The organism is Thalassospira sp. CH_XMU1420-2 (assembly GCF_037029325.1).
Taxonomy (GTDB): Bacteria; Pseudomonadota; Alphaproteobacteria; order Rhodospirillales; family Thalassospiraceae; genus Thalassospira; species Thalassospira povalilytica.
In genome coordinates, this window is the sequence record NZ_JAYMEG010000002.1 from 370967 (window position 1) to 389089 (window position 18123).

Genomic DNA, 18123 nt, shown 5'->3' on the forward strand with positions numbered 1-18123 from the left:
CCATCTATAGAGCCAACTGCGCTTGTATGGCAAAATAAATCGAATGAACGATTTTGCCGGTTCCAATCCTTCAATTCAACTCGCGCGCCAGATCTCGTTTGCGTGGATTGCGATAAATTTCATCGTCGCTGAACGGCATACGTTCGGCATTCTTGACCTCCCAGTGCTCCATGTGAGGAAGGGAAACGCAGCCGCAATTTATCGTCTCCTGTGCCGGTGCATTTGGATCTCGCGGATACATCAACTCTACGCCCCCAACAATGAACGGCTTGTCGACTTCAACAATCTGTCCATCGGCCAGGTCGTGACTTGTACGGCTGTGAACCTTTCCTGATCGCCGCCACTGTTTTTGCAGACCAGGCAACATTTCGGCCGCCTGTTTCTGACGTTCCTGCGACGCGACGGAAAAAGCACGCCCCATCTCGGTACGAACAATCGTAAGAGCCCGGCTTCTTTCGCTCTCGATCAGCATGGAAACAGACGTGGCTGCATCGGCCGGTGTCTGACCACCGATCATGACAAGGCCGATCTGGCCCTTCACCTTGCTGGCAACGTCGGCGCTGACATTCTTCAGGCGATCGGTAAGGAATGACCGGATCGCCATCAGTTGGCGGCGATCCACATCAGGCAGTAGTCCGGCAATTCGCACCCCACCAGCGGCCAAAGGCTTCTCGATAAGATCAATGCCAAGCGAATGCGCTGCGGCCAGATGTTCACTACCCGAACTGGCCATCTCTTCGCCGATCTCTTTAAGAACCTTGTCGATCGATTGCTGGATGTTGGGCAATTGCCATGCCTGAAACTCACTCGCGCCCATCACCAGTTCGGCAGCAATGCGTTGCCGACCGACCTTGAGGATCTGGACAACGTCTCTGAGGGCGGTGTGCATTTCTTCAGTGTAAAGCTTCACTTGGCGTTTGCGCTCTTTCCGAAAGGCTTTATCCCGCGGGTCGGTGGTCATGCGGCCTCATCCTCTTCGAAGCCCGGAAAACTGTCTTCTTCCTGCTGCTTGCCCTTATCTTTCAAAGCCTGCTCGAGTTCTGCGTCAGGATCGACTTCAAGGCCCATGCGACCGGCAACCAGGGCAATAAGAGCGACCGCAGATGTCTGGCTCAACAAATGACGATCAACAGCGGCTGCAACCGCCGTCACAACACTGACCAGGGCGGTAGCGTATTTCGAGGTGTCGCTTGCAATCATTTCTGCGAACACGGCTGAGACCTCGTAGTCCTCCGGCTCATTGCTCTGATCGGGTTCCGAGCCATAAAGGACCAAAGTCTTTTGACGAATAACAAAGGTGCCGATCTCTTCAAGCATATGCTTGATATAGCGCTGACGCATGGACAGATCCTTGAAGGTCGGCTCGCCCATCTCGCCCGCTGTTGCGCGGTTGACATCGCCGCCGCCACCAAACCAGTGCTCGGGGATCGAACGGCCACCAAGAATATGGTTGCGGAACAAACGCGCCGTTTCATTGTTATCGGCTCCGTTAAGTTCCGGAACGACGGCGTTCCATGTTTCGCTGTCGTTATGGACGCGCACGCTGCCCGGTCGCGGCGGTGCAATCTCGCGGGCACGCTGGTTGACTTCCTCGGGCGTTGCCCCCTTCAGGGTCACATCCCAAACAAATGCGCGCAGAAAGTCCCAGCGCTCGAGTTCGCCAAACAGTGAATGGTCGTAACCATCCAGCCAGTCGATCTGGGGCAACAGGTCGGAGTGTCCACGGGTCGCGTTCGACAGATCGTTGACCGTGAAATAGAAGCAATCGCCATCGGTGAAAGTTTCACGGATATCGCGTGTCCGTTTTGAAAATGCATCTTCAGGACCATTCACGATGATGCGATAGCGCCGCGCAATACCTTTGCGGTCTTTCTTGGTCACCACCCCGATCGGCTGTTCGATATTGTCCGGATCGGTGACAACCGTTTCGATCAGTCCAGGATCGAGATAGCCCAAACGGACATGGCCGTTCATTTCGTTGACGAAGGCCGGATAGCATTGCTCCCCATAAAGGGCCAGTTCACGGACCTTCTTAGGCAGCTTGATATCCATATTGTTGATCGGGTCATTCCAGAATTTGCGAAGCCATTTCTGGGCCTCTTCATCCTTGACCTGAAGCGTGACACCTTCGGCCAGCAGAAACGCCACCGGGAGCTCGATAAGACGATTGGCCAGCGGATTGGTCCGCCACATATAGACGCCAAGTTCCTGCATGCGGGTCTGTGTGATCGATGACAGATCCCGGCGTGCATCGCCAGTCAGTCGACGCCAACCTTCCTCGTCATTATCGATCGTCTTTCCGGCCGCTTCTCTTACAGTCGTCTCCTCCTTCGAAAACAAACCGCCAAACGACAGAAAATGTTTCAAGCCCATGTGCGTTTTCTCCCGTCAAAAGGCGATACCGGCCGTTGCAAAAGACGGTTAGCATCCCGGCCCGGCATGCTCCGAACGTCATAGATTTCTGGATCGTGGTCTACGGTTGCACCCGCAGCCGGCAGCGCGGCCTCGCTGGCCGCCGCAATAGCCAGCATTCCCGCCCAGAACCGGTCAGCGTGTCCCTCTGCGTCATCATCAGCAACCAGCCGAATACCCCCGGTGACACCCGTAACCTTGCGAACCTTGTGAAGGTCGGCGCGCAATGCAGGATCGCCGGCAGGAATGCGGATTTTTCGATCCTCGAATTTCTGCTTTCCCATCGTCGCGATATTCAGGCGCGTTGCCCCTTGAAGCAAAACGCCATCCACCCTCAACTCGCCATAGCGCTTCTTGGCATCTTCAACGGGCTTCTCGCCCATACCGCCTTGGTCCATTGCGATGCGCACCGGGTTGTAGCGGTAAAACAACTCGTCCATGATTTCGTCCTGCCGGGAGAAAGAGATATTTTTCTCGGCACGGATTTCCCTCGTGACCAGAACGTCCCCGACCTCTTCCAAAACCCAAGCAACCCAGAGGTTGTTACGTCGTGCAATGTCGTTGCCGATAAAGGTTTTGCCACCTGTGAACTTTGACGGATCACCAGAATCCTCTGCTTCACACGGCATGATCAGTTCGTAGGTTAGCCAGGCTGTTGCCTCATCGGCCCATTTGAGCTCATATTCCTGTTCCCAGGCATCCTGATCTGCGATGCCCTGTTTCAGTTCTTCAATGCTTCGGGGCAGCCCATCGCTCACCGCACGATAGATATCAACCTCGTGACGCGACCAGGTGCTATCCCCGGCCGTCATCAGCTCATAGAATTTGTTACCCTTGCCGTTTGGCGTGCTTGTTACGCGAAGTTTGTGACCAGCACTGATCACCGGGAACAGGGCTTTCCAAATTTCGCGAGAGTCCCGATGGAAAGCGAATTCATCAAGGAAAACATTGGCAGAGAAGCCGCGAGCTGTATCAGGGTTGGCCGGCAATGCAGTGATGCGCGATCCCCCCGGAAGAACGACCTCGAGCGCTTTGTAACGGCTGTCATCTGCACCGGAGACCTCATACTCCAACTCTTCGAAGCCCATCTGATAGGCTTTGGCATGAAGCTTGATGCCTTCATCCATTGCTTCTTTGGCTTGCCGTTCGCCACGGGAGAGAATGACCCACCGGGCGCGTTTGCCGTTGACCCACGCATCGAAACAATCATCAACGATCTCAAGGCCCGTCGTAAACGTCTTGCCTGTTTGGCGGGCGAACATGCCGATTTTGAAACGCGACCGGTCAAGAAACCAGTCACGCTGATATTTGAACAATGGAACGGCAGGCTGGGTTTTGGTCATTCGACGATGATCCCGTAAACTTCTTCACGGATGCGCTTCAGTACAGCTTTCGGATCGGATGTTTCTGTGTCACCCAGTTCGCTCTCGACTGTTTCAAGCTTGCGATCGACAGCATCCCGGATCTGTTCTCTGAGCTTGGTTTCAAAGTCTTGATCGAGACGCAGCGCTTTACCCAACTCAGCCAGCCCCTTGCCCAACATCATCACATCTTTGGTATCGAGCTCAGCATCCTCTTCCTGAAACTTCATCAGCATGTCGAATACAAGCGTCCTGGTCATCTCGACCAAAAGACGGCCCTGCTTACCTTGCACAGCCGCATCACCAAGTTCGGTGGTGATTGCTTCCGTGATCTGCCGGGATTCCCTAAGACGCGCCGCCACACGCTCAAAGTTCTGGCTATATCGACCGACGGACGAGCGGGAGATTTCGTAACCCCGCTTTCCAAGCCAACCAACAAGATCATCAATAGAGCAACGTCCCGTCGCCATCAGGTGCCGGAAAGCTTTCAGATCCTCTTCGGAGAGTTCTGTTTCGATCTTGGGTTTCGTCGCCATTTCAGGCCCCCGGTCCGGGGCGAGCAACACCGGCAACACGTACATTGCCAGAAGCCACGTCAATACCGCGCTGGGTGATGGTTGCAGTGTGGACGGAGGCCGAAAGTTCCTCGACCGTTACCAAGCCCATATCGCGCAACCAGGCATAGTCGCCCCGCACCATATCGCGCGAACAACTGAACCCGAAATGATCGACAACCGAATGCATCACGCTGTCGTTAGCCGAGTATCCGTTTTCCTCTTTCAGATATCGCAGAATGGTCAAACGGCGTTTTTCCGCGACAAAATCAGGATAGCTCACGGTTATGCCCCTTTGTTGGTCAGCAGGAAATCTTCGATGCGATTAAGAACACGTTCGTATCGGTCCTGATTTCGGTACGCAGCCTCGACACGTTCCATCAGCCCGCCCATTTTTCCGGACAGCTTCTCAAGCGCCATGCTCAGGTCGTGGATCTCGGACTGGTCGGGCAGATCCTCGAGCATCTCCTCAACCCTTTTGACCCGGCTCACCAACCCATCGAGTTGCTTTTTGTCTTCCTCATAGTCTTTGCGAGTGACAAAGCGTTCCTTGATCGACCAGCCAATCCAAGCAATGAAGCCCTGAAGAACCAAGGCGATGAGCCAACCGTATTTTGTCAATAGTTCAAGCGTCACGACCTATTTCCCCCGCTCAAAATCGCTCTGGCAACGCACGCAGCGAACTGCATGTGGATTTGCTTTCCGTCGCGCTTCCTTGATCGGTTCGCTGCAATCGATACATTCGGCGCGCCCGGCCCCTTTTTGGTTGCGGCGGGACTTGGCCTTTGCCTGGTCCCGCCACATTTCCTCGTTCGCCTGTGCGGCGTCGATCATATCAGGCATCTATGCCGCCTTGATGCAGCTCGTTGCGCAAAGCATCGGTCAGGGCATTAAGCTCGGCCCATTCTGCGTCGGTTGGATCTCGGTTTTCGGCGATCATCCTGTCAATCGCTTCCTTTGCCTTGATGGCCATCGGCACACCGGCCGAAACGGCATTGCCGATCTGGATACCAAGCAGGATCAGTTGTGCGATGCTCACGGTAGGGCTCCTTTCTTCGAAAGATATGCCCCGAATTCGGCCAGGGCTGATCGCGCTGCCGAGATCGCCACCGGAATGGCTGGACTATCCCCGGCCCGAACGGCTCCCTGCGCCTCCTTCAAGGCGTCATGTGCAGCAATTTCCAGCCGCTTGACGATATCGGCCGTTGCGGGATCGGTCTGCGGACTTCGGACAAACTCGGTCGCCGCGACCAAGGCTGTGTTGTAATCAGACTGAAGGGCGAAAACCGTCTGTGCGGGTGTCGCGTCCTCGGTCTGATAGGCGGTGTAGGAGGCACAAGCCACCGGCCCGCCAAGCCCGATGCCACCAAAGATAAGCAGCGCAATGGCAATCGACCGGATGGCATTCTTATCCACCTTGCCGATGGTATGGCTGGCCTTGATCCGGCCATAGATCGAAAGACCGGTACCGACCACACCGCCAAAGGCAACCAGGGCCGTGACGATTTCAGTCTGCATTTCAGGTGCGATTGTGACGCCGAGGCTCGCGCAAAGCGTCGAGATCAACGATACGAGAGCACCGATAATGGTTTTGGACTGCCACCATTGTTTGGTGGCGATTTCAGGCGTCGACATTTTCCGTCTCCTCGTTCATGTCCCAAAGACCCCGCACATCCTCGATCGCGCGCAGGAAATGCTGATGCGTTCCTGCACCTGCAGGCGTGTTGTAATGCTGTTTCCAATAGGCGGCGATATCGGGCCAATCACCTGCGGATGGCAGCGGATCGGGAGACATCCAGTATTTGAGCCGTGCCAAAGCGCAGCCAAAGAACGGGTTGCCATACAGCTCATCAATTGCCTTTTCCCGCCCCGGCAGGACGCGAAGGCGATGAACAATATCTTCCAGGGCGCGTTTGCGCTGGACCTTAAGCCAGCGTTCGAAAACGTCATTTGCCGTTGCCGGTTCGATCTGGAAAAATCCACGTGCGGGACCGCCGCCGCGTTGAGAAACAGCCGCAAGCCCGCTTTCCGCCAAGGCGGTGCCCAGCAGCAATTGCTCGGCTGCCACACTATTCAGACGTGGGTCAACTGAACTGAGGCTTGAAAGCACCGGTCGAATGACGGTGCCGAGAAATAGCTTCGGGGGAAACATGACTTGCTCCAACTGTGTTGGTAGCAAGATGCGCGATCTTGATCTTATCGCGCGTGGCCGGAACTGTTCCGGCTATCACTCTTTTTCGGAAAAAAGGTCCGGCTGGGTCTGTTGACGCACTTCAGAGCGGACTTTGCGGACATATCGCTGTGAACAACCAAGCGTCAAGGCAACGGTTCGATTGGTCCCATCAGCGTCCATAATGCGGGTTTTCTTGAGGTCGCGGAAGGTGCCGCGCGGAATTTCGATCTTGCGTCCGCCGAATTCAGCACACAAAGCCTCAAGCCGGTCAAGCCCGATGATATCGGTGAATGAGTGAGAAGGGTTAGCCGTGATCGGAATATAAATGTCCTCGGTTCCACCAAATGCTTCTGCAAGACGCACGGCTGCGGCCGGACCGATGACTTCGGCCAACCTGCGCAACCCGACAGGCCAAGAGCGGATGTCTTCAACCATTACCACCACCTTGCAAAAGCAGTGGGTCACGCGATGCGCCGTTCACACCCGGATCAATCGTTACCTTGTCACCTGCACGATATCCAACGACGCGCGCACCATCAAAGCGACGATCCGGTAGCTTCAGGCTTGGACGATTGACAAACTCGACCCCGCGTCGTGCAATATCGGCTGAAATGCGTTCGATATGCGATGTGTGATCAAGATAGAACTTTTCCGCATCTCCCGTTGCCTCTGCACGGATCCACCAAAGATCTCCAAGGCGCTTTGCCAAACGCGCAACAAGGGCCAGTTGAAACGCCTTTACCGCTGCGTTGCGCGTCTTGGCCTTGCGTCGCTTGGTGTATTCTGGATGCTTGCGAAACTCACCCGTCGCAAATTTGACCGCACTGCTGAGAAGATCATGAAGGTATTCAGCAACAGCCACATCAACTGGTCGCCCGGTATAGACAATGCGCGTCCGGTCAGACTTTTCATAATAGACGTGGCACGCACAAACTTTGCCAACGACAGCCCATAGACCATCGACGACAGTTCTGCGTGCCCCATAGCTATCGGCGCGAAGCTGCTCAAATTCCAAATCACCGTCGTCCAGCCCGTATTCAGACATCAAGCGAAATGCCATAGCCATTGCAGAGTTGGCTTCTGCTTCCGTACAACCGTTTGCTACGGTTTTATTCCGCAGGTTTCTGATCTTCTCCCGAATTTTCTTCAGGTCTACGTTCATAATCCTTGGTCCCTTCTTTCTGACCATTGCTCTTGGTGCATTCGGTGCAAGGCCAAATCCAAAGCCACCCCGTGCCTTCACATGCCCGGCATTCGCTATCAGCCATCACCGCACCCTTTTCTTGTCAGGCCAGACAGTGACCAGGCAGTGCAAACGAGCGTCATAGGTCACAACCAGCCACTGGCCAGCATGACGAACCGTCAGACGATATCTGGCCTGACCATCGCGAACAAAGGCACGCTCAAGGCGTTCAATCGCATCCTGCAGGCTCTCGATTGCTGCGGGTGAAAGATCGATGTGTCTGGCGCGCGCCCGTTTCAGCACGCGCAGAAAACAATGAGTGCGGTGCGCGATCAGTGCATCAAGGTTCACTTGGCACCGCCTTTCAGCGCACGTACACGCGCACCAAGGGCCTCTATTGCCTGGTCGGCCTGATCATCCGTCAGGTGAACATGCGAAATCTGGCGCGGGCTCTTCACAAACCGCTCAACCCACCGGCAGAGATCGAGGATGTCAAACTTTCCGGGATGCAGGATCTTCCATTGCGCTTCGAGAATGCGGCAACGCGGTCGTTCGATTTTGTCGCGGAACCCGATCGGATAGGGCGACCAGTTGACCTTGGCTCCGCGCTCAGCCCAGCTCTTGAGAGCTTCAATCACTTTGTAGGCTTGTTCCGGCACCAAAAAAGCAGCGTCATCGACCTTGGCTTGCCGTTTGATGAATGCCCCCAAGGCGCTCTCAGAAGGGTCTGAGATAACTCCGAGATGATACAAAGAGATCCATAGCGCACGGATTTTGCGCGCAGTGTCACTGTCCGCAAGCCTCGCCCTGCCAGCACGTTTGGGTGCTTTCCGCTTTGGCTTGAAGCCAAGTGTTTTGAAATGATCAATCAGCTCGCCCAGTTGCGCTGTGCCAAGCTGGGTCCGGCTTGTTTTGCCGTCAAAACGCTGCGCGATGATATCGCGATAAGCGTCGTCATCGAGGCCGAGTTCTTTCTTGGCGATTTCGATCTTTGCATAAAGGCTGCGACGGAACGGATCGATCTGCTTTTTGGGTTTGCGAACAGCACTCATGATTGATCTCCGCGTTTTGACTTGGCAACCAGACGCTCAAGCGGTGTAAGGGGAAGGCTGCGCAGCCTCTCTTCTGGTGTCTCGAACCGGGAAAGATATTCGCGCTGCGCCTTGCACCATGCCCTGTATGGCCACATGCTGCGCTCACCCCACGGGTAAGCCTCGCGAACAGCCTTCCGCCGTTCTTTCAGCGACAGGTCAGCGGGCAAACCTCGGTCCAACTCGGCTATGATCTTGCGAGCGGTTTCGTACCAGGACGCATTCATTTCGCATGCCTCCTAAGCCAGTAACCGCGACCATGCTCGACCACGATCTGCTCAGTTCCGCCGACACGTTTGATGAGCCTTCTGAGCTTGCAAACCCGAACACGGATTTGATCCGCCCAATAGTCGGGCATGTCATCCGGATGCGGCCAAAGCGCTTCCATCAGGATTTCATCTGTCGCAAGCCGATGCCCCGATATGGCCAACAGCAAAACCGCTACGCTTGAGGAGACAGCAACCACATCCTTTGGCCCGGCAAGAATCCACCCGCCGGTGTAAAGCAGGCGCAACGAGTCAAAGGACCGCGTTTTGAGCTGATCAATCCTGATCGTGCGTTGGTCACACTTTTTCTTGCGCGGCGTTCTGGCAAAGATTGATCCGGCTGGCTTGGTGCTGTTTGACGCGATATGGTTCATGCCGCGTCTCCAAACTTGTCGACCTGGTTGCCCCATACCGACCAGCCTTTTCGGCACTGACGCGCAAACAGCTCGATATATGGACCGTCAAACATCGTTTCGATCCGGTCATATTGTTCGTCAGGTTTCCGGGAGTGCCCACGCGCTTTGGCAAGGATCTCGTCATCAGGCCACCACTCCATCCAGTCGCGGACAGAACGCACCCCTTGAGGCACGCTCCCGACACCAAACAGATCATCAGGCAGCTCGGATCTAAGCGGCGGATTTCCGCGTGTCGCCAACAGGCACGGCTCAAGGTTCTTTCGTGTGCCGTAGCCGGTACCGAACGCATATTTTCCAGTGTCCGGATTGAATTTGCGCCACTCCCAGGCAAGCCCTTTGAACTCGAAACCCCATGCTTTCAGAACACGGTTCCATTCGGGCATCAGCGGCCAAGTGACCCACATGAATAATGCGCAGTCATCCGCTGCCAGAAGCTCAACCGGCATGGCTGCAATCTCATCCACTGACATGCAGTCATAGTGAGCCGATGGTCCTTTGCCTTCGCCCTTGGGTGAGTAATTGGCAAACGGCCATGCCGCGTCAGCCAGTATGACGCGAAAACCACCAGCCGGGCGAACTTCCATGAATTCTTTGGCGAACTTCTTAATCATGACGCCGCGTTGCCCCCTCAAGTGAATGACGGCTGACGGCCGCGACCAGGGCCTGCCAGTTACCACCGGCCTCGATGTAAGCGCGAACCAACTGTTCAGGGTCAGTAATCGTCACAGAATGATCTGCAACCGGCACACCGGCCCTCAACGCTTCGTTTGCATTGTGGATAGCTTGCAACAGGTAAGTCCGAGCTTTTGGCCCGCGTGGACGACCCGCACGCACAAACCCGGCAGCAACGGTTGCCAAATCGGCAAGCGCAGCGCGTGCATCCGGGTTATGTGCGTTTGGCAAGGTCATTGCTTGTTGCCGCTCTCAACTCTGATCAGGCGGTTGCTGGCAACAGATCGAGAAAATACTCTTTCCCGACCTCAAAACGTGCAGCAGCATCTTTATTCAAAGTTCCTATCTTCAGCTCGCCCCAAGGGGTGTATTTGAAGAACTCTTTATTTTCAGAGCTACCGGAGGTAACCGGGGTAAAACAGACTGTAATCCCATCTACGGTCTCGGATTTTGAATCACAGGTGAACTTGCAGCGAACAGTTGTCATTGGTTTAGCCCCTCGAAACAGGTGTTTTTGACAAAAAAATAATGGTGCAGACCGGACGCTACCCCGGTTAATTCGATGATATGAGGCACCTTCATCATCAGGCGGACCTTGCAGCCTCGGTTATCCTGAGTGTGTCTCTGAGGCAGATAGCCGCCCCTGGCTTCCACACCGCTGCACCAATCAGCAGTCCGTGGACTGCTCGTTGCTGAAGCGGTACCGGGACCGAACCAAAAGCACTTGCAACAGGTTCGGGTCGGCCCCGGTCGGCTCATCAGCCACCACGCACACGTCTGCGTGGTGCCATCAGAAATCGTCTGTATTGTTCGATTGCCTGCCGGTCACCAATTGCGTCCTCGGCCGGGATGCCTGGCACGCGACGGTTTGAACCGATACGGCGACGAAGAATGGCTTCAGGACCGCTCGCGAGCTTGATCGCATTCACAGGCAACTGCTCGCCGAACTGGATGTCTCCACCCTCGTAGCAATAAGCAAACATCAGGCTGCCTCCCCCTCAGCGGATTTGAAGTTGATTGCCCGATCCTTGAGCACATCATCGACACGGCGCGGCCTGACACCGGGACTACGATCCGGTGTGTAGCCATGCGATATGGCAACGCTCAATGCTCCCTTGGCGTGACGTGCCAGAACATAGACGTTGCGGCGATCTGTCAGCAGCACCGAGTACAGGACAGTTGGCTTACGCTTGCTCATCGCTGTCCTCCGGCTCGGCAAAGAAGTCAGATGGAAGGATGAGCTGGACGAACGGGTCACTGCGGCCCAGTACACCGTCGATATGTTCGCCAGTGATCTTCTTGGCCTGAAATGCCCGCCCCAGATACTGTTCCGGAAGGCGCGAGAGCGTGATCTGGGCTGTATTGCCGCGCTTCGGCACTTTGAGCTCCCAGCCTTTGGAAACCTCACTCAGCCGGAGTTTTCCGGCATGCTCGTCAACACCCCAGCGCACCATGTACTGCTTGCCTACACTGAGCTTGAGCCGTTTGACGGCCTCATCACCAAATCGCAAAACGACCATGTTGCACTTATGAACCTTGCGCGTGGTCAGCAGAACTTCGTCAGGCTTGATAGCCGGTTTGACATTCTTGACGGGCGGCTCGATTGTTACGAATGACATTGCTCATTCCTCCTCGATCAGCGCCGCAACCAGCTTGTCGATGTCACTGTCCTGCGGCTTGACAATGACAGCGTCGGTAGCGTCAACAACCGAGATACCAAGACGCTTAAGGTCTTTGCCCGGAAGGTTGGAAAGAGCCGTTTTCACCGGCTTTTCAGTAACCTTCACAAGGGTTGAAAACTGGTCAGGAAGCATGTTGCGAATGCGCGCGACCAGAAGGACATCTTCGGGACATTCAAGCCGTCCTGGCTGCTTTCCAAACCCGACCTTTATCCCTGCAAATGTGCGAGACTTCGGTTTGGTGAACAGATCAGGTGCACCCTCAATCGCGTTCTTGAGTGCTGTCTCATGCTCACGCACGGTTTCGACCTGTTTGCGGATCATGCCCATGTATCGGGCCTTGATCTTTTCCAGATCCTCGTGCAGGGCAGTCACACCTTCCTGCAGCTCGATCCGGGCGGCAGCAAAGCCCTGTGCCAGTTGTTCGATCTCTGCCATCGTCGTCATAGCGGTTTCCTTTGAAGGGTCCGCCAGTAGCGGATCTGTTGAAGCCAAAAGCGAATGAAGGGAATGCGGGAACGTTTCATGCGACTGATCCCCCGCCGTCCGGTGGCAGATCGCGGCGCAGTATTTCTGCCGTGCGTCGGTCTGCCAGATTGATGACCTGACCTCGGGCAACGGCGCGCTCGATCGCGTGCAGGCTGGTCTCACCAACAGGGATCGGTCCGGCGCTATGCTCGTATGAGCCAAGACTGTCGGAAAGCTCCTGCAGGTTGGTCAGCAAGATGTCTGTGGTTGCATGATCGAGTTTCAGGCTTCCGGAACTGTGGTTGGCCATTTTCCGCAACGCCGCTGTGATGTTGGACAGTTTTTGGCTGATCATCACAAACCTCCTCACACTGCTGACGAGGAATGTTTTTCCCACGCCATCTTGATGTGTTCGATTGTGCGAGGAACACCTGCGCCATTCGCCAGAAGGGTTGCCAACTGCAAGCATTTGGTCATCCCGCGCAGTGCGCCTGGCTTGCGCGCAATCGCCTTGAGGTATCGGATTTCTTCTTTTTCAGTGACATCCCAGGCAGCGATCAACGCACACATGTCGGCTGCTTTCGGTTGGTTTTGTGTACAGCGCACGCCAACCCGTGAAAAAAGCTGCGCAAAACCGGGTTTGCGTCCGTTGCCTTCCAGTCGGGCGTAAACCGTTTCATTCCCAACAAACACCAGCCCGACAGTTCCGCGTGCCTTGTCATAAATGGACCGCGCCTGATCAAGCGCCTCAGTTGTCAAATGCTGGGCTTCGTCGATGATGATCAAGCCGTTGGTGCCATCAACGCGGTTTACGATTGCCTTTGACAGCTTGGTTGGTGACTTCTCGGTAATGCCAAGCACTTCTGCCAATTCAAGCAACATGCCGTGCGTGCCCTTGGTGCTCGGCTCCATGGTCGCCACCCAGACATTGCGATTGGTACGGGCATATTGTTCGCACGCTGTCGTCTTACTGATACCGGCACCACCGGCGATAATGGCGATTTCCGGCAGCACGTGGGCATATTGCAACGCGCTCATGAACTCGATCGTTGACGGGGTTTCAACATAGTCAGGGATGCGCGGCACCCGCTTTGCCGTCTGCTTTTTCTCGCCCAAACCTGACAGCCAGATTTGAACCTCGCCCGCCACGCGGGAATTGTTGCCGGCATAAGTGCCTTTGAACCAGCCAGTGAACGTGCCGTATTTTACACCGGTCAGCTTTGCCACATCGGCTTGGCTGTAGCCCTCTGCGTCCATGACCTCTTGGACACGGCTGCGGATTTCCTGAATCTCTTCGTCTGTAAAAGTGCTGTCTGTCGCAACGATATTGTTCATGCTAAAATCCTTTATTGGTCGTCTTGATCAAAGAGGGTGCGCAATGCTTGGCGGCGGCGCGCCCTCACTCATCCCGTCCGCCCTGCAGGATCTGCAGACCAGCCCGGAAATTCCGTGAAAAATCTTCTTCGTCATCAGGTGTTGGTAATGCCTCGGCTTGGCGTGCAAGGTTGCCTGTAACCAGGCGAACAGCAGCGGGCTGCGGTGCCGCGTCGGCGTCATCGCTGTCCGGAAGCAGATCCATGTATTCTTCAAGTGAAAGTGTGCGCTCGATCTCGGCGGCTTTCTTGGTCAGGTTGATGAATGCCCGACGCTTGCGGCCATGTTCGCGCGCCGCGTTGCGATCAGCGAACCCACTGGCCTCCCAAAGGCCAACTTCGCCGATGAAACTGCCATCAAGGCGATAGGCGTAAACGCTGTCATGGAGGAAGTCCGGGTCAAACCGCACCATGATCGACTTGCCCATGTGATCATGCAGGCATTCATCCCAATAGAAGTTCCCCATAAGCTCGATCCGGCCACTGCGCTGATCCGTGCGGATCTGTTCGGCGGCTAGCAAGCACATGCGCAATTGCTCGGGGGCAGCTTTGCGGATGACGGAATCTGCGTAGCTGGCATCGAATGCCTGGTCAAAGGACCGAACCCGACCGCACACCCGCGTATTGCGCTTCGGACGTGCGTTGTGGACGCGAATGCCCTCGCCAACGACCTTCAAAAATTCATCAAGCGGGATCGCTTTACTGCGGTAGTTTTCCGGCTTGGCATCCGGCTTGTTGCCGGTGTAGGCACCGGCGAATTTCGGATGTTTCGCGATGTGGTTGCAGAAATCCCGGAACATGCGTTCGATTGGCTTTGATTGCCCGGAATACGGTGTGGTCCAGTGGATGTTGATACCCAGTGCGGTGAGGATGCCGCTTGGTTCTTCAGGCTTCACCTTGAACCGGAAACGGTTGGGGGTGCCGCCCGAAATGCACTTGGCGGCAAATCCGCGACCGTTATCAAGCCATGCATGGTCCGGGATACCGTATTCACGGAACAAATCACCAAAGGCCAGTCGAACAAGGTCAGAGTTCTCGGATTTATCTACGCGCCAGGCGACACATTTGTTGGAATACAGATCCTGAATCGCAATCATGATCGGGCGGCAAATCTCGCCATCCGGGAACTCAACCCATACGTCCCATTTGTGACCGTCAACGTTGACCGCTTCCATTGCGTGGAATTCTGATCTGTCGCGCACCTGGGGCGGATACATCATCTTGAGTTTTTCACTGCCTTCGCGCAGCAAGACACGAACCGGAGCCGGTATTTCGCTTTCCAACCGCCGCTCAAGTGTGCGTGCAGCTGGTATCGTCCAACCATTCTCCTGCGCCGCTGTCTCAAGTCGAAGATAACAGGCGGCAAATGGCGGCTTTTCAAGGCGCAGGAAATCAGCCTTCAGACATTCCCAGGCGAGAGGATCACAAGGCACTTTCTTCGTGCGGCCTGCATGACGCGGGCACAGTGCAGGCAACCAGTCTTTGCGATCCAAACCTTCAACCAGCTTGAACCAGTTGTAGATCGTGGATGCACCGATGTTCTGTTGCGCAGAAACGCTGCATACGGCTTGATCCTTGGAAAGTGCACCACGTTGCAGAGTGCAAATCGCATCAAGAACAGCAAACCGGTCATGCGCCTTTTTCTTCCGCGCTTCGGGCAGAGCCTCAAACCACTCCCAGTCTACGCGGGCAGCAGTCGAACCCCGTCCATTTGATTGCGGTGCTTCGGCTTTCTTGCGGGCGATTTCCCGCTTCTGCAGCTCTGTTTGGGCCGGTATTGGCAGCAATGACCAATGATATTCCCAACCGCCGCCGCGCCCTTTGCGTTTCCTTGCAAGCGGGTCATTGTTATGGGTGGATGCATCGCGCCAGTTGTTGCGATCTGCCAGCGCATTGACACCCATCTTGGTGCCCGGTGTACCTGGCAGCCTCAATTCGGCGATTTCAGCGGGTGAAAACCACTCTTGCATTACGACTTCCTCCCGCGCCGGAGCGAATGAAGCTCCCCGTTAAGCTCTTCGATTTTTTCAGCAAGGATTGCTTCGCGAACCGTGCCTTCGTATTTCCGTGGAATTACGGTCAGGCCAAGCTCCTCGGCCAGCAGGGTCAAAAGCCTGTAATCATCTGTCGCGTGCATGAGAGCAACAGCACGCGGCACGCTGATTTTGTGATCTTCTCGGGATTGGCTAGCATAGGCGTCGAGCATGTTTTTGGAGACTTCTTCACCAAGAAATTCTCCCATGCGGCGTGCTACGTCCTCGCGTTCCAGCGGTTCCTTTTCGCGGACCTTCACATCTGCAAGAATGCGAGACACCGCCAGTGCGATCTTGCCGCTGATGGTCGCTGCTCGAACCATCTGCTCTTCGAACCTTTCGACCTTCGGGCTGGAGGGATGCCAGCTCAGCAGGTCCAGTGTCTTGCGATCTGAACGTTGCCGGACCATCAAGCAGCCTCCTCGGCGTCAGGAGTTGCCATATCGAGCAAATCTTGGAGAAGAAGACGATCCCCGGCTGACAGCTCTCGGACGAACGTTCGTCGCGCGGTAAGGCCTGAATGGCGCCAAGCATCCATCAGTTTTTTGATTTCGGCTTGAGTAGTATCCGCAACCACCTTCGGCTTGCCACTGGTTCGCTCAAGCGCGGCTTTGACCGATTTAACCCCGTGCTTCTGATCAAGGATCAGTTCAACAATCTTGATCTGCGCGTCCGGCTCCTGTTTGGCCAGCAGCAACAACTCACTCTGATTTTTGGAAAGTTCCGTGCCGACAAGGTTCTTGCGAACTTCCGGTGACAAGCTGGTGGCGATCTTTACTGATCGCTCGATCGTGCGTGGGTTAAAGCCCAGGCGATTTGCTGCATCTTTGGAAAACGACATCGTGTCGTTTTCGTTCTTGCCCTTATTGTGGCCTTGTGCTCCGTGCTTCGTCTCCGGGTGCAACTCTTCATAAATGCGTTTGCGCTCTGCAAGAAACACCGCCCTATCCAGCGGGTTTAATTCATGTCTCAGAAGGTTCTCATCAATCTCAATTAGTTTGGCTTGAAGTGGTTTGATATCGTCGACAATTTCAGCAGGGATCACATCAAGACCTGCTAGTTTCGCAGCGGCCAACCGATGTGCACCAGCAACAAGGGTCAACTCTGGGCGCAGCGCGTCACTTGTGGCAAATGTCCGAGAGATCGTAATTGGCTGCAGAACACGTCCACATTGACGAATGCTGTCAGCAATCACTGCAACATGGTCCTGGTCAACAGCACGGAGACGTTCACCAATCGCGATCAACTCGATATCAACCATTTCAGCCATTCAGAGCCTCATAAGAACCATAAGAGATGAATTGAGAAGGTGGCGGCGGCGCGGGGGTTGAGAGAGGGTTTCACGCCGCCGCCATGGTTCCCTGTGATCGAAAGCGACCAAACAAACCGATCAACAGAGAATACCGGGAGTTCGTATCCGGGGAATTGTTCACGCGGCTTCCTCTTTTAGACAGTGACGAAGCCGTGGCCGATCCGTATAGTTCTGGGAAGGTTGAGGTTTGAGGCGATTTCCTTTGGCGTCGTAGCGCGACGGCCAGATATCCTTTGCCCGTAGACCAAGTGCTTCTGCGATCGCTTGCTCACCCTCTGCATGGGGATGACGAGTTGCATCGCGTGTCGTACCGACGCGAAAACCGGAAGCACGGTCTACATCAGCAAAGGTGAGCCCTTTCTGGTTCAAATCGAACCGGATCTCCTGAGGGCTTCTGTCGTGCCTGCGCACCATTGGCATCTCCTCGAACTTCCCGGCCCTGCCAGGCCGGTAGATTTGGAATGTAAAATTCCGTGAACGAGGAAAATCTGAGCCTTTTTCGACTAACAGTCAAGCGATAAAATTCGTTTACGGTTCAACAAGCAACTTCTTTCGAATGATTTATTGCTAACATTTTGTAATTATTGATGTTTTGCGGAAGTGAAAAGTCCGAAATGAACAGTAAACCTCCGTTTTCGGTTAGCTCAGAATACCGTAAAGGCCTCATTAGCCGATTAAGGGATGTTCTGAATGGGGAAACAGCTCGCTCATTTGCGCAGCGGGCGGACATCCCACAGAGCACATTCAATAAGATAGCCACCGGGGAATCAGAACCTCGTGCCTTTACATTGTTGAAAATTGCTGACACCGCCAATGTTTCACTTCACTGGCTCGTAACCGGCGAAGGACCAAAGGATATTCGGCAGTCACAAGGTTCCCCGGACCAAAACACTCTGGACGCGATGAACTTTAAGGACCAGGGACCACCAGCCCCTCTAGATCAGGATCTGCTGATGATGATCATTGAGGAGCTGGAGAATTTTCGCTCTCAGCATAACCTCAAGTGGGACAACAAACAAAAATCTCGCCTAATTACATTAGGTTACGCTATGATGCTCGCAGAACGTGAAAAAGGTAACCAGGTAGGGCCAGAAATGATGCGCTACCTGATGCAAGCAGCATCTTAGAGG

General features: G+C 54.9%; 30 protein-coding genes. 1 reads left to right on the forward strand and 29 read right to left on the reverse strand.

Going from position 1 to position 18123, the window contains the following annotated elements:
• Positions 1 to 70 precede the first annotated feature (70 nt).
• The 29 genes from WA429_RS06445 to WA429_RS21430 form a co-directional block, all read right to left on the reverse strand.
• The gene (locus WA429_RS06445) at positions 71 to 961 is read right to left on the reverse strand and encodes a phage minor head protein (protein WP_287465567.1); all 891 of its coding nucleotides are present in this window, start codon (positions 959 to 961) and stop codon (positions 71 to 73) included.
• A complete protein-coding gene (locus tag WA429_RS06450) occupies positions 958 to 2373 on the reverse strand; it encodes a hypothetical protein (RefSeq protein WP_287465566.1) in 1416 nt (471 codons plus the stop codon). The genes WA429_RS06445 and WA429_RS06450 overlap by 4 nt, the downstream gene beginning before the upstream one ends.
• On the reverse strand, positions 2364 to 3755 hold the full coding sequence (locus tag WA429_RS06455; RefSeq protein ID WP_287465564.1) for a terminase large subunit domain-containing protein: 1392 nt from the start codon (positions 3753 to 3755) through the stop codon (positions 2364 to 2366). Before WA429_RS06455 ends, WA429_RS06450 begins: the two co-directional genes overlap by 10 nt.
• Positions 3752 to 4309 (reverse strand): DUF3486 family protein, encoded by a 558-nt coding sequence (locus WA429_RS06460; RefSeq protein WP_287465563.1) that lies wholly within the window; start codon positions 4307 to 4309, stop codon positions 3752 to 3754. The genes WA429_RS06455 and WA429_RS06460 overlap by 4 nt, the downstream gene beginning before the upstream one ends.
• Before the next feature lies 1 nt (position 4310).
• Positions 4311 to 4610 carry a VpaChn25_0724 family phage protein gene (locus WA429_RS06465; RefSeq protein WP_287465561.1) on the reverse strand — a complete coding sequence of 100 codons (300 nt, stop codon included), beginning with the start codon at positions 4608 to 4610 and terminating at the stop codon, positions 4311 to 4313.
• Positions 4611 to 4612: 2 nt separating this feature from the next.
• The gene (locus WA429_RS06470) at positions 4613 to 4963 is read right to left on the reverse strand and encodes a DUF2730 family protein (RefSeq protein ID WP_287465560.1); all 351 of its coding nucleotides are present in this window, start codon (positions 4961 to 4963) and stop codon (positions 4613 to 4615) included.
• A 3-nt stretch (positions 4964 to 4966) separates the two neighbouring features.
• The gene (locus WA429_RS06475) at positions 4967 to 5170 is read right to left on the reverse strand and encodes a TraR/DksA C4-type zinc finger protein (RefSeq protein ID WP_287465559.1); all 204 of its coding nucleotides are present in this window, start codon (positions 5168 to 5170) and stop codon (positions 4967 to 4969) included.
• Positions 5163 to 5366, reverse strand: a complete 204-nt coding sequence (locus tag WA429_RS06480; protein WP_287465558.1) for a hypothetical protein — start codon at positions 5364 to 5366, stop codon at positions 5163 to 5165. Before WA429_RS06480 ends, WA429_RS06475 begins: the two co-directional genes overlap by 8 nt.
• Entirely contained in the window at positions 5363 to 5962 is a 600-nt protein-coding gene (locus WA429_RS06485; protein ID WP_287465557.1) for a hypothetical protein, read from the reverse strand. The genes WA429_RS06480 and WA429_RS06485 overlap by 4 nt, the downstream gene beginning before the upstream one ends.
• The gene (locus tag WA429_RS06490) at positions 5949 to 6479 is read right to left on the reverse strand and encodes a hypothetical protein (RefSeq protein WP_287465556.1); all 531 of its coding nucleotides are present in this window, start codon (positions 6477 to 6479) and stop codon (positions 5949 to 5951) included. The genes WA429_RS06485 and WA429_RS06490 overlap by 14 nt, the downstream gene beginning before the upstream one ends.
• A gap of 75 nt (positions 6480 to 6554) precedes the next feature.
• Entirely contained in the window at positions 6555 to 6935 is a 381-nt protein-coding gene (locus WA429_RS06495; RefSeq protein ID WP_287465555.1) for a hypothetical protein, read from the reverse strand.
• Positions 6928 to 7662: a DUF2786 domain-containing protein gene (locus WA429_RS06500; RefSeq protein ID WP_287465554.1), complete on the reverse strand. Its 735-nt coding sequence runs from the start codon at positions 7660 to 7662 to the stop codon at positions 6928 to 6930. The genes WA429_RS06495 and WA429_RS06500 overlap by 8 nt, the downstream gene beginning before the upstream one ends.
• 105 nt (positions 7663 to 7767) lie before the next feature.
• On the reverse strand, positions 7768 to 8034 hold the full coding sequence (locus WA429_RS06505) for a hypothetical protein (protein ID WP_287465553.1): 267 nt from the start codon (positions 8032 to 8034) through the stop codon (positions 7768 to 7770).
• Positions 8031 to 8735 (reverse strand): gp16 family protein, encoded by a 705-nt coding sequence (locus tag WA429_RS06510; RefSeq protein WP_287465551.1) that lies wholly within the window; start codon positions 8733 to 8735, stop codon positions 8031 to 8033. The genes WA429_RS06505 and WA429_RS06510 overlap by 4 nt, the downstream gene beginning before the upstream one ends.
• Positions 8732 to 9001 (reverse strand): hypothetical protein, encoded by a 270-nt coding sequence (locus WA429_RS06515; protein WP_287465550.1) that lies wholly within the window; start codon positions 8999 to 9001, stop codon positions 8732 to 8734. The genes WA429_RS06510 and WA429_RS06515 overlap by 4 nt, the downstream gene beginning before the upstream one ends.
• The gene (locus tag WA429_RS06520; protein WP_287465549.1) at positions 8998 to 9414 is read right to left on the reverse strand and encodes a helix-turn-helix domain-containing protein; all 417 of its coding nucleotides are present in this window, start codon (positions 9412 to 9414) and stop codon (positions 8998 to 9000) included. The genes WA429_RS06515 and WA429_RS06520 overlap by 4 nt, the downstream gene beginning before the upstream one ends.
• A complete protein-coding gene (locus WA429_RS06525) occupies positions 9411 to 10067 on the reverse strand; it encodes an MT-A70 family methyltransferase (protein WP_287465548.1) in 657 nt (218 codons plus the stop codon). The genes WA429_RS06520 and WA429_RS06525 overlap by 4 nt, the downstream gene beginning before the upstream one ends.
• Positions 10060 to 10365 carry a hypothetical protein gene (locus WA429_RS06530; RefSeq protein ID WP_287465547.1) on the reverse strand — a complete coding sequence of 102 codons (306 nt, stop codon included), beginning with the start codon at positions 10363 to 10365 and terminating at the stop codon, positions 10060 to 10062. Before WA429_RS06530 ends, WA429_RS06525 begins: the two co-directional genes overlap by 8 nt.
• A 25-nt stretch (positions 10366 to 10390) precedes the next feature.
• Positions 10391 to 10615 (reverse strand): hypothetical protein, encoded by a 225-nt coding sequence (locus tag WA429_RS06535; protein WP_287465546.1) that lies wholly within the window; start codon positions 10613 to 10615, stop codon positions 10391 to 10393.
• A gap of 271 nt (positions 10616 to 10886) precedes the next feature.
• Complete coding sequence (locus WA429_RS06540) at positions 10887 to 11111, reverse strand: hypothetical protein (RefSeq protein WP_287465545.1); 225 nt, start codon at positions 11109 to 11111, stop codon at positions 10887 to 10889.
• Complete coding sequence (locus WA429_RS06545; protein WP_287465544.1) at positions 11111 to 11326, reverse strand: hypothetical protein; 216 nt, start codon at positions 11324 to 11326, stop codon at positions 11111 to 11113. The genes WA429_RS06540 and WA429_RS06545 overlap by 1 nt, the downstream gene beginning before the upstream one ends.
• Positions 11313 to 11747, reverse strand: a complete 435-nt coding sequence (locus tag WA429_RS06550; protein WP_287465542.1) for a hypothetical protein — start codon at positions 11745 to 11747, stop codon at positions 11313 to 11315. The genes WA429_RS06545 and WA429_RS06550 overlap by 14 nt, the downstream gene beginning before the upstream one ends.
• Positions 11748 to 11750: 3 nt before the next feature.
• Positions 11751 to 12254, reverse strand: a complete 504-nt coding sequence (locus tag WA429_RS06555; RefSeq protein WP_287465541.1) for a host-nuclease inhibitor Gam family protein — start codon at positions 12252 to 12254, stop codon at positions 11751 to 11753.
• Between the two features lie 76 nt (positions 12255 to 12330).
• Positions 12331 to 12630, reverse strand: a complete 300-nt coding sequence (locus WA429_RS06560; protein WP_287465540.1) for a hypothetical protein — start codon at positions 12628 to 12630, stop codon at positions 12331 to 12333.
• Positions 12631 to 12641: 11 nt separating this feature from the next.
• Positions 12642 to 13610 (reverse strand): AAA family ATPase, encoded by a 969-nt coding sequence (locus WA429_RS06565; protein ID WP_287465539.1) that lies wholly within the window; start codon positions 13608 to 13610, stop codon positions 12642 to 12644.
• 64 nt (positions 13611 to 13674) lie between these two features.
• Positions 13675 to 15618, reverse strand: a complete 1944-nt coding sequence (locus tag WA429_RS06570; RefSeq protein ID WP_287465538.1) for a transposase domain-containing protein — start codon at positions 15616 to 15618, stop codon at positions 13675 to 13677.
• A complete protein-coding gene (locus tag WA429_RS06575) occupies positions 15618 to 16091 on the reverse strand; it encodes a phage regulatory CII family protein (protein ID WP_287465537.1) in 474 nt (157 codons plus the stop codon). The genes WA429_RS06570 and WA429_RS06575 overlap by 1 nt, the downstream gene beginning before the upstream one ends.
• Complete coding sequence (locus WA429_RS06580; protein ID WP_287465536.1) at positions 16091 to 16951, reverse strand: ParB/RepB/Spo0J family partition protein; 861 nt, start codon at positions 16949 to 16951, stop codon at positions 16091 to 16093. Before WA429_RS06580 ends, WA429_RS06575 begins: the two co-directional genes overlap by 1 nt.
• Positions 16952 to 17110: 159 nt before the next feature.
• Positions 17111 to 17413, reverse strand: a complete 303-nt coding sequence (locus tag WA429_RS21430) for a helix-turn-helix domain-containing protein (RefSeq protein ID WP_443082676.1) — start codon at positions 17411 to 17413, stop codon at positions 17111 to 17113.
• A gap of 194 nt (positions 17414 to 17607) precedes the next feature.
• On the opposite strand from WA429_RS21430, the gene WA429_RS06585 reads away from it, so the two are divergent.
• A complete protein-coding gene (locus WA429_RS06585; RefSeq protein ID WP_287465535.1) occupies positions 17608 to 18120 on the forward strand; it encodes a helix-turn-helix domain-containing protein in 513 nt (170 codons plus the stop codon).
• The last annotated feature ends 3 nt before the right edge of the window (positions 18121 to 18123 follow it).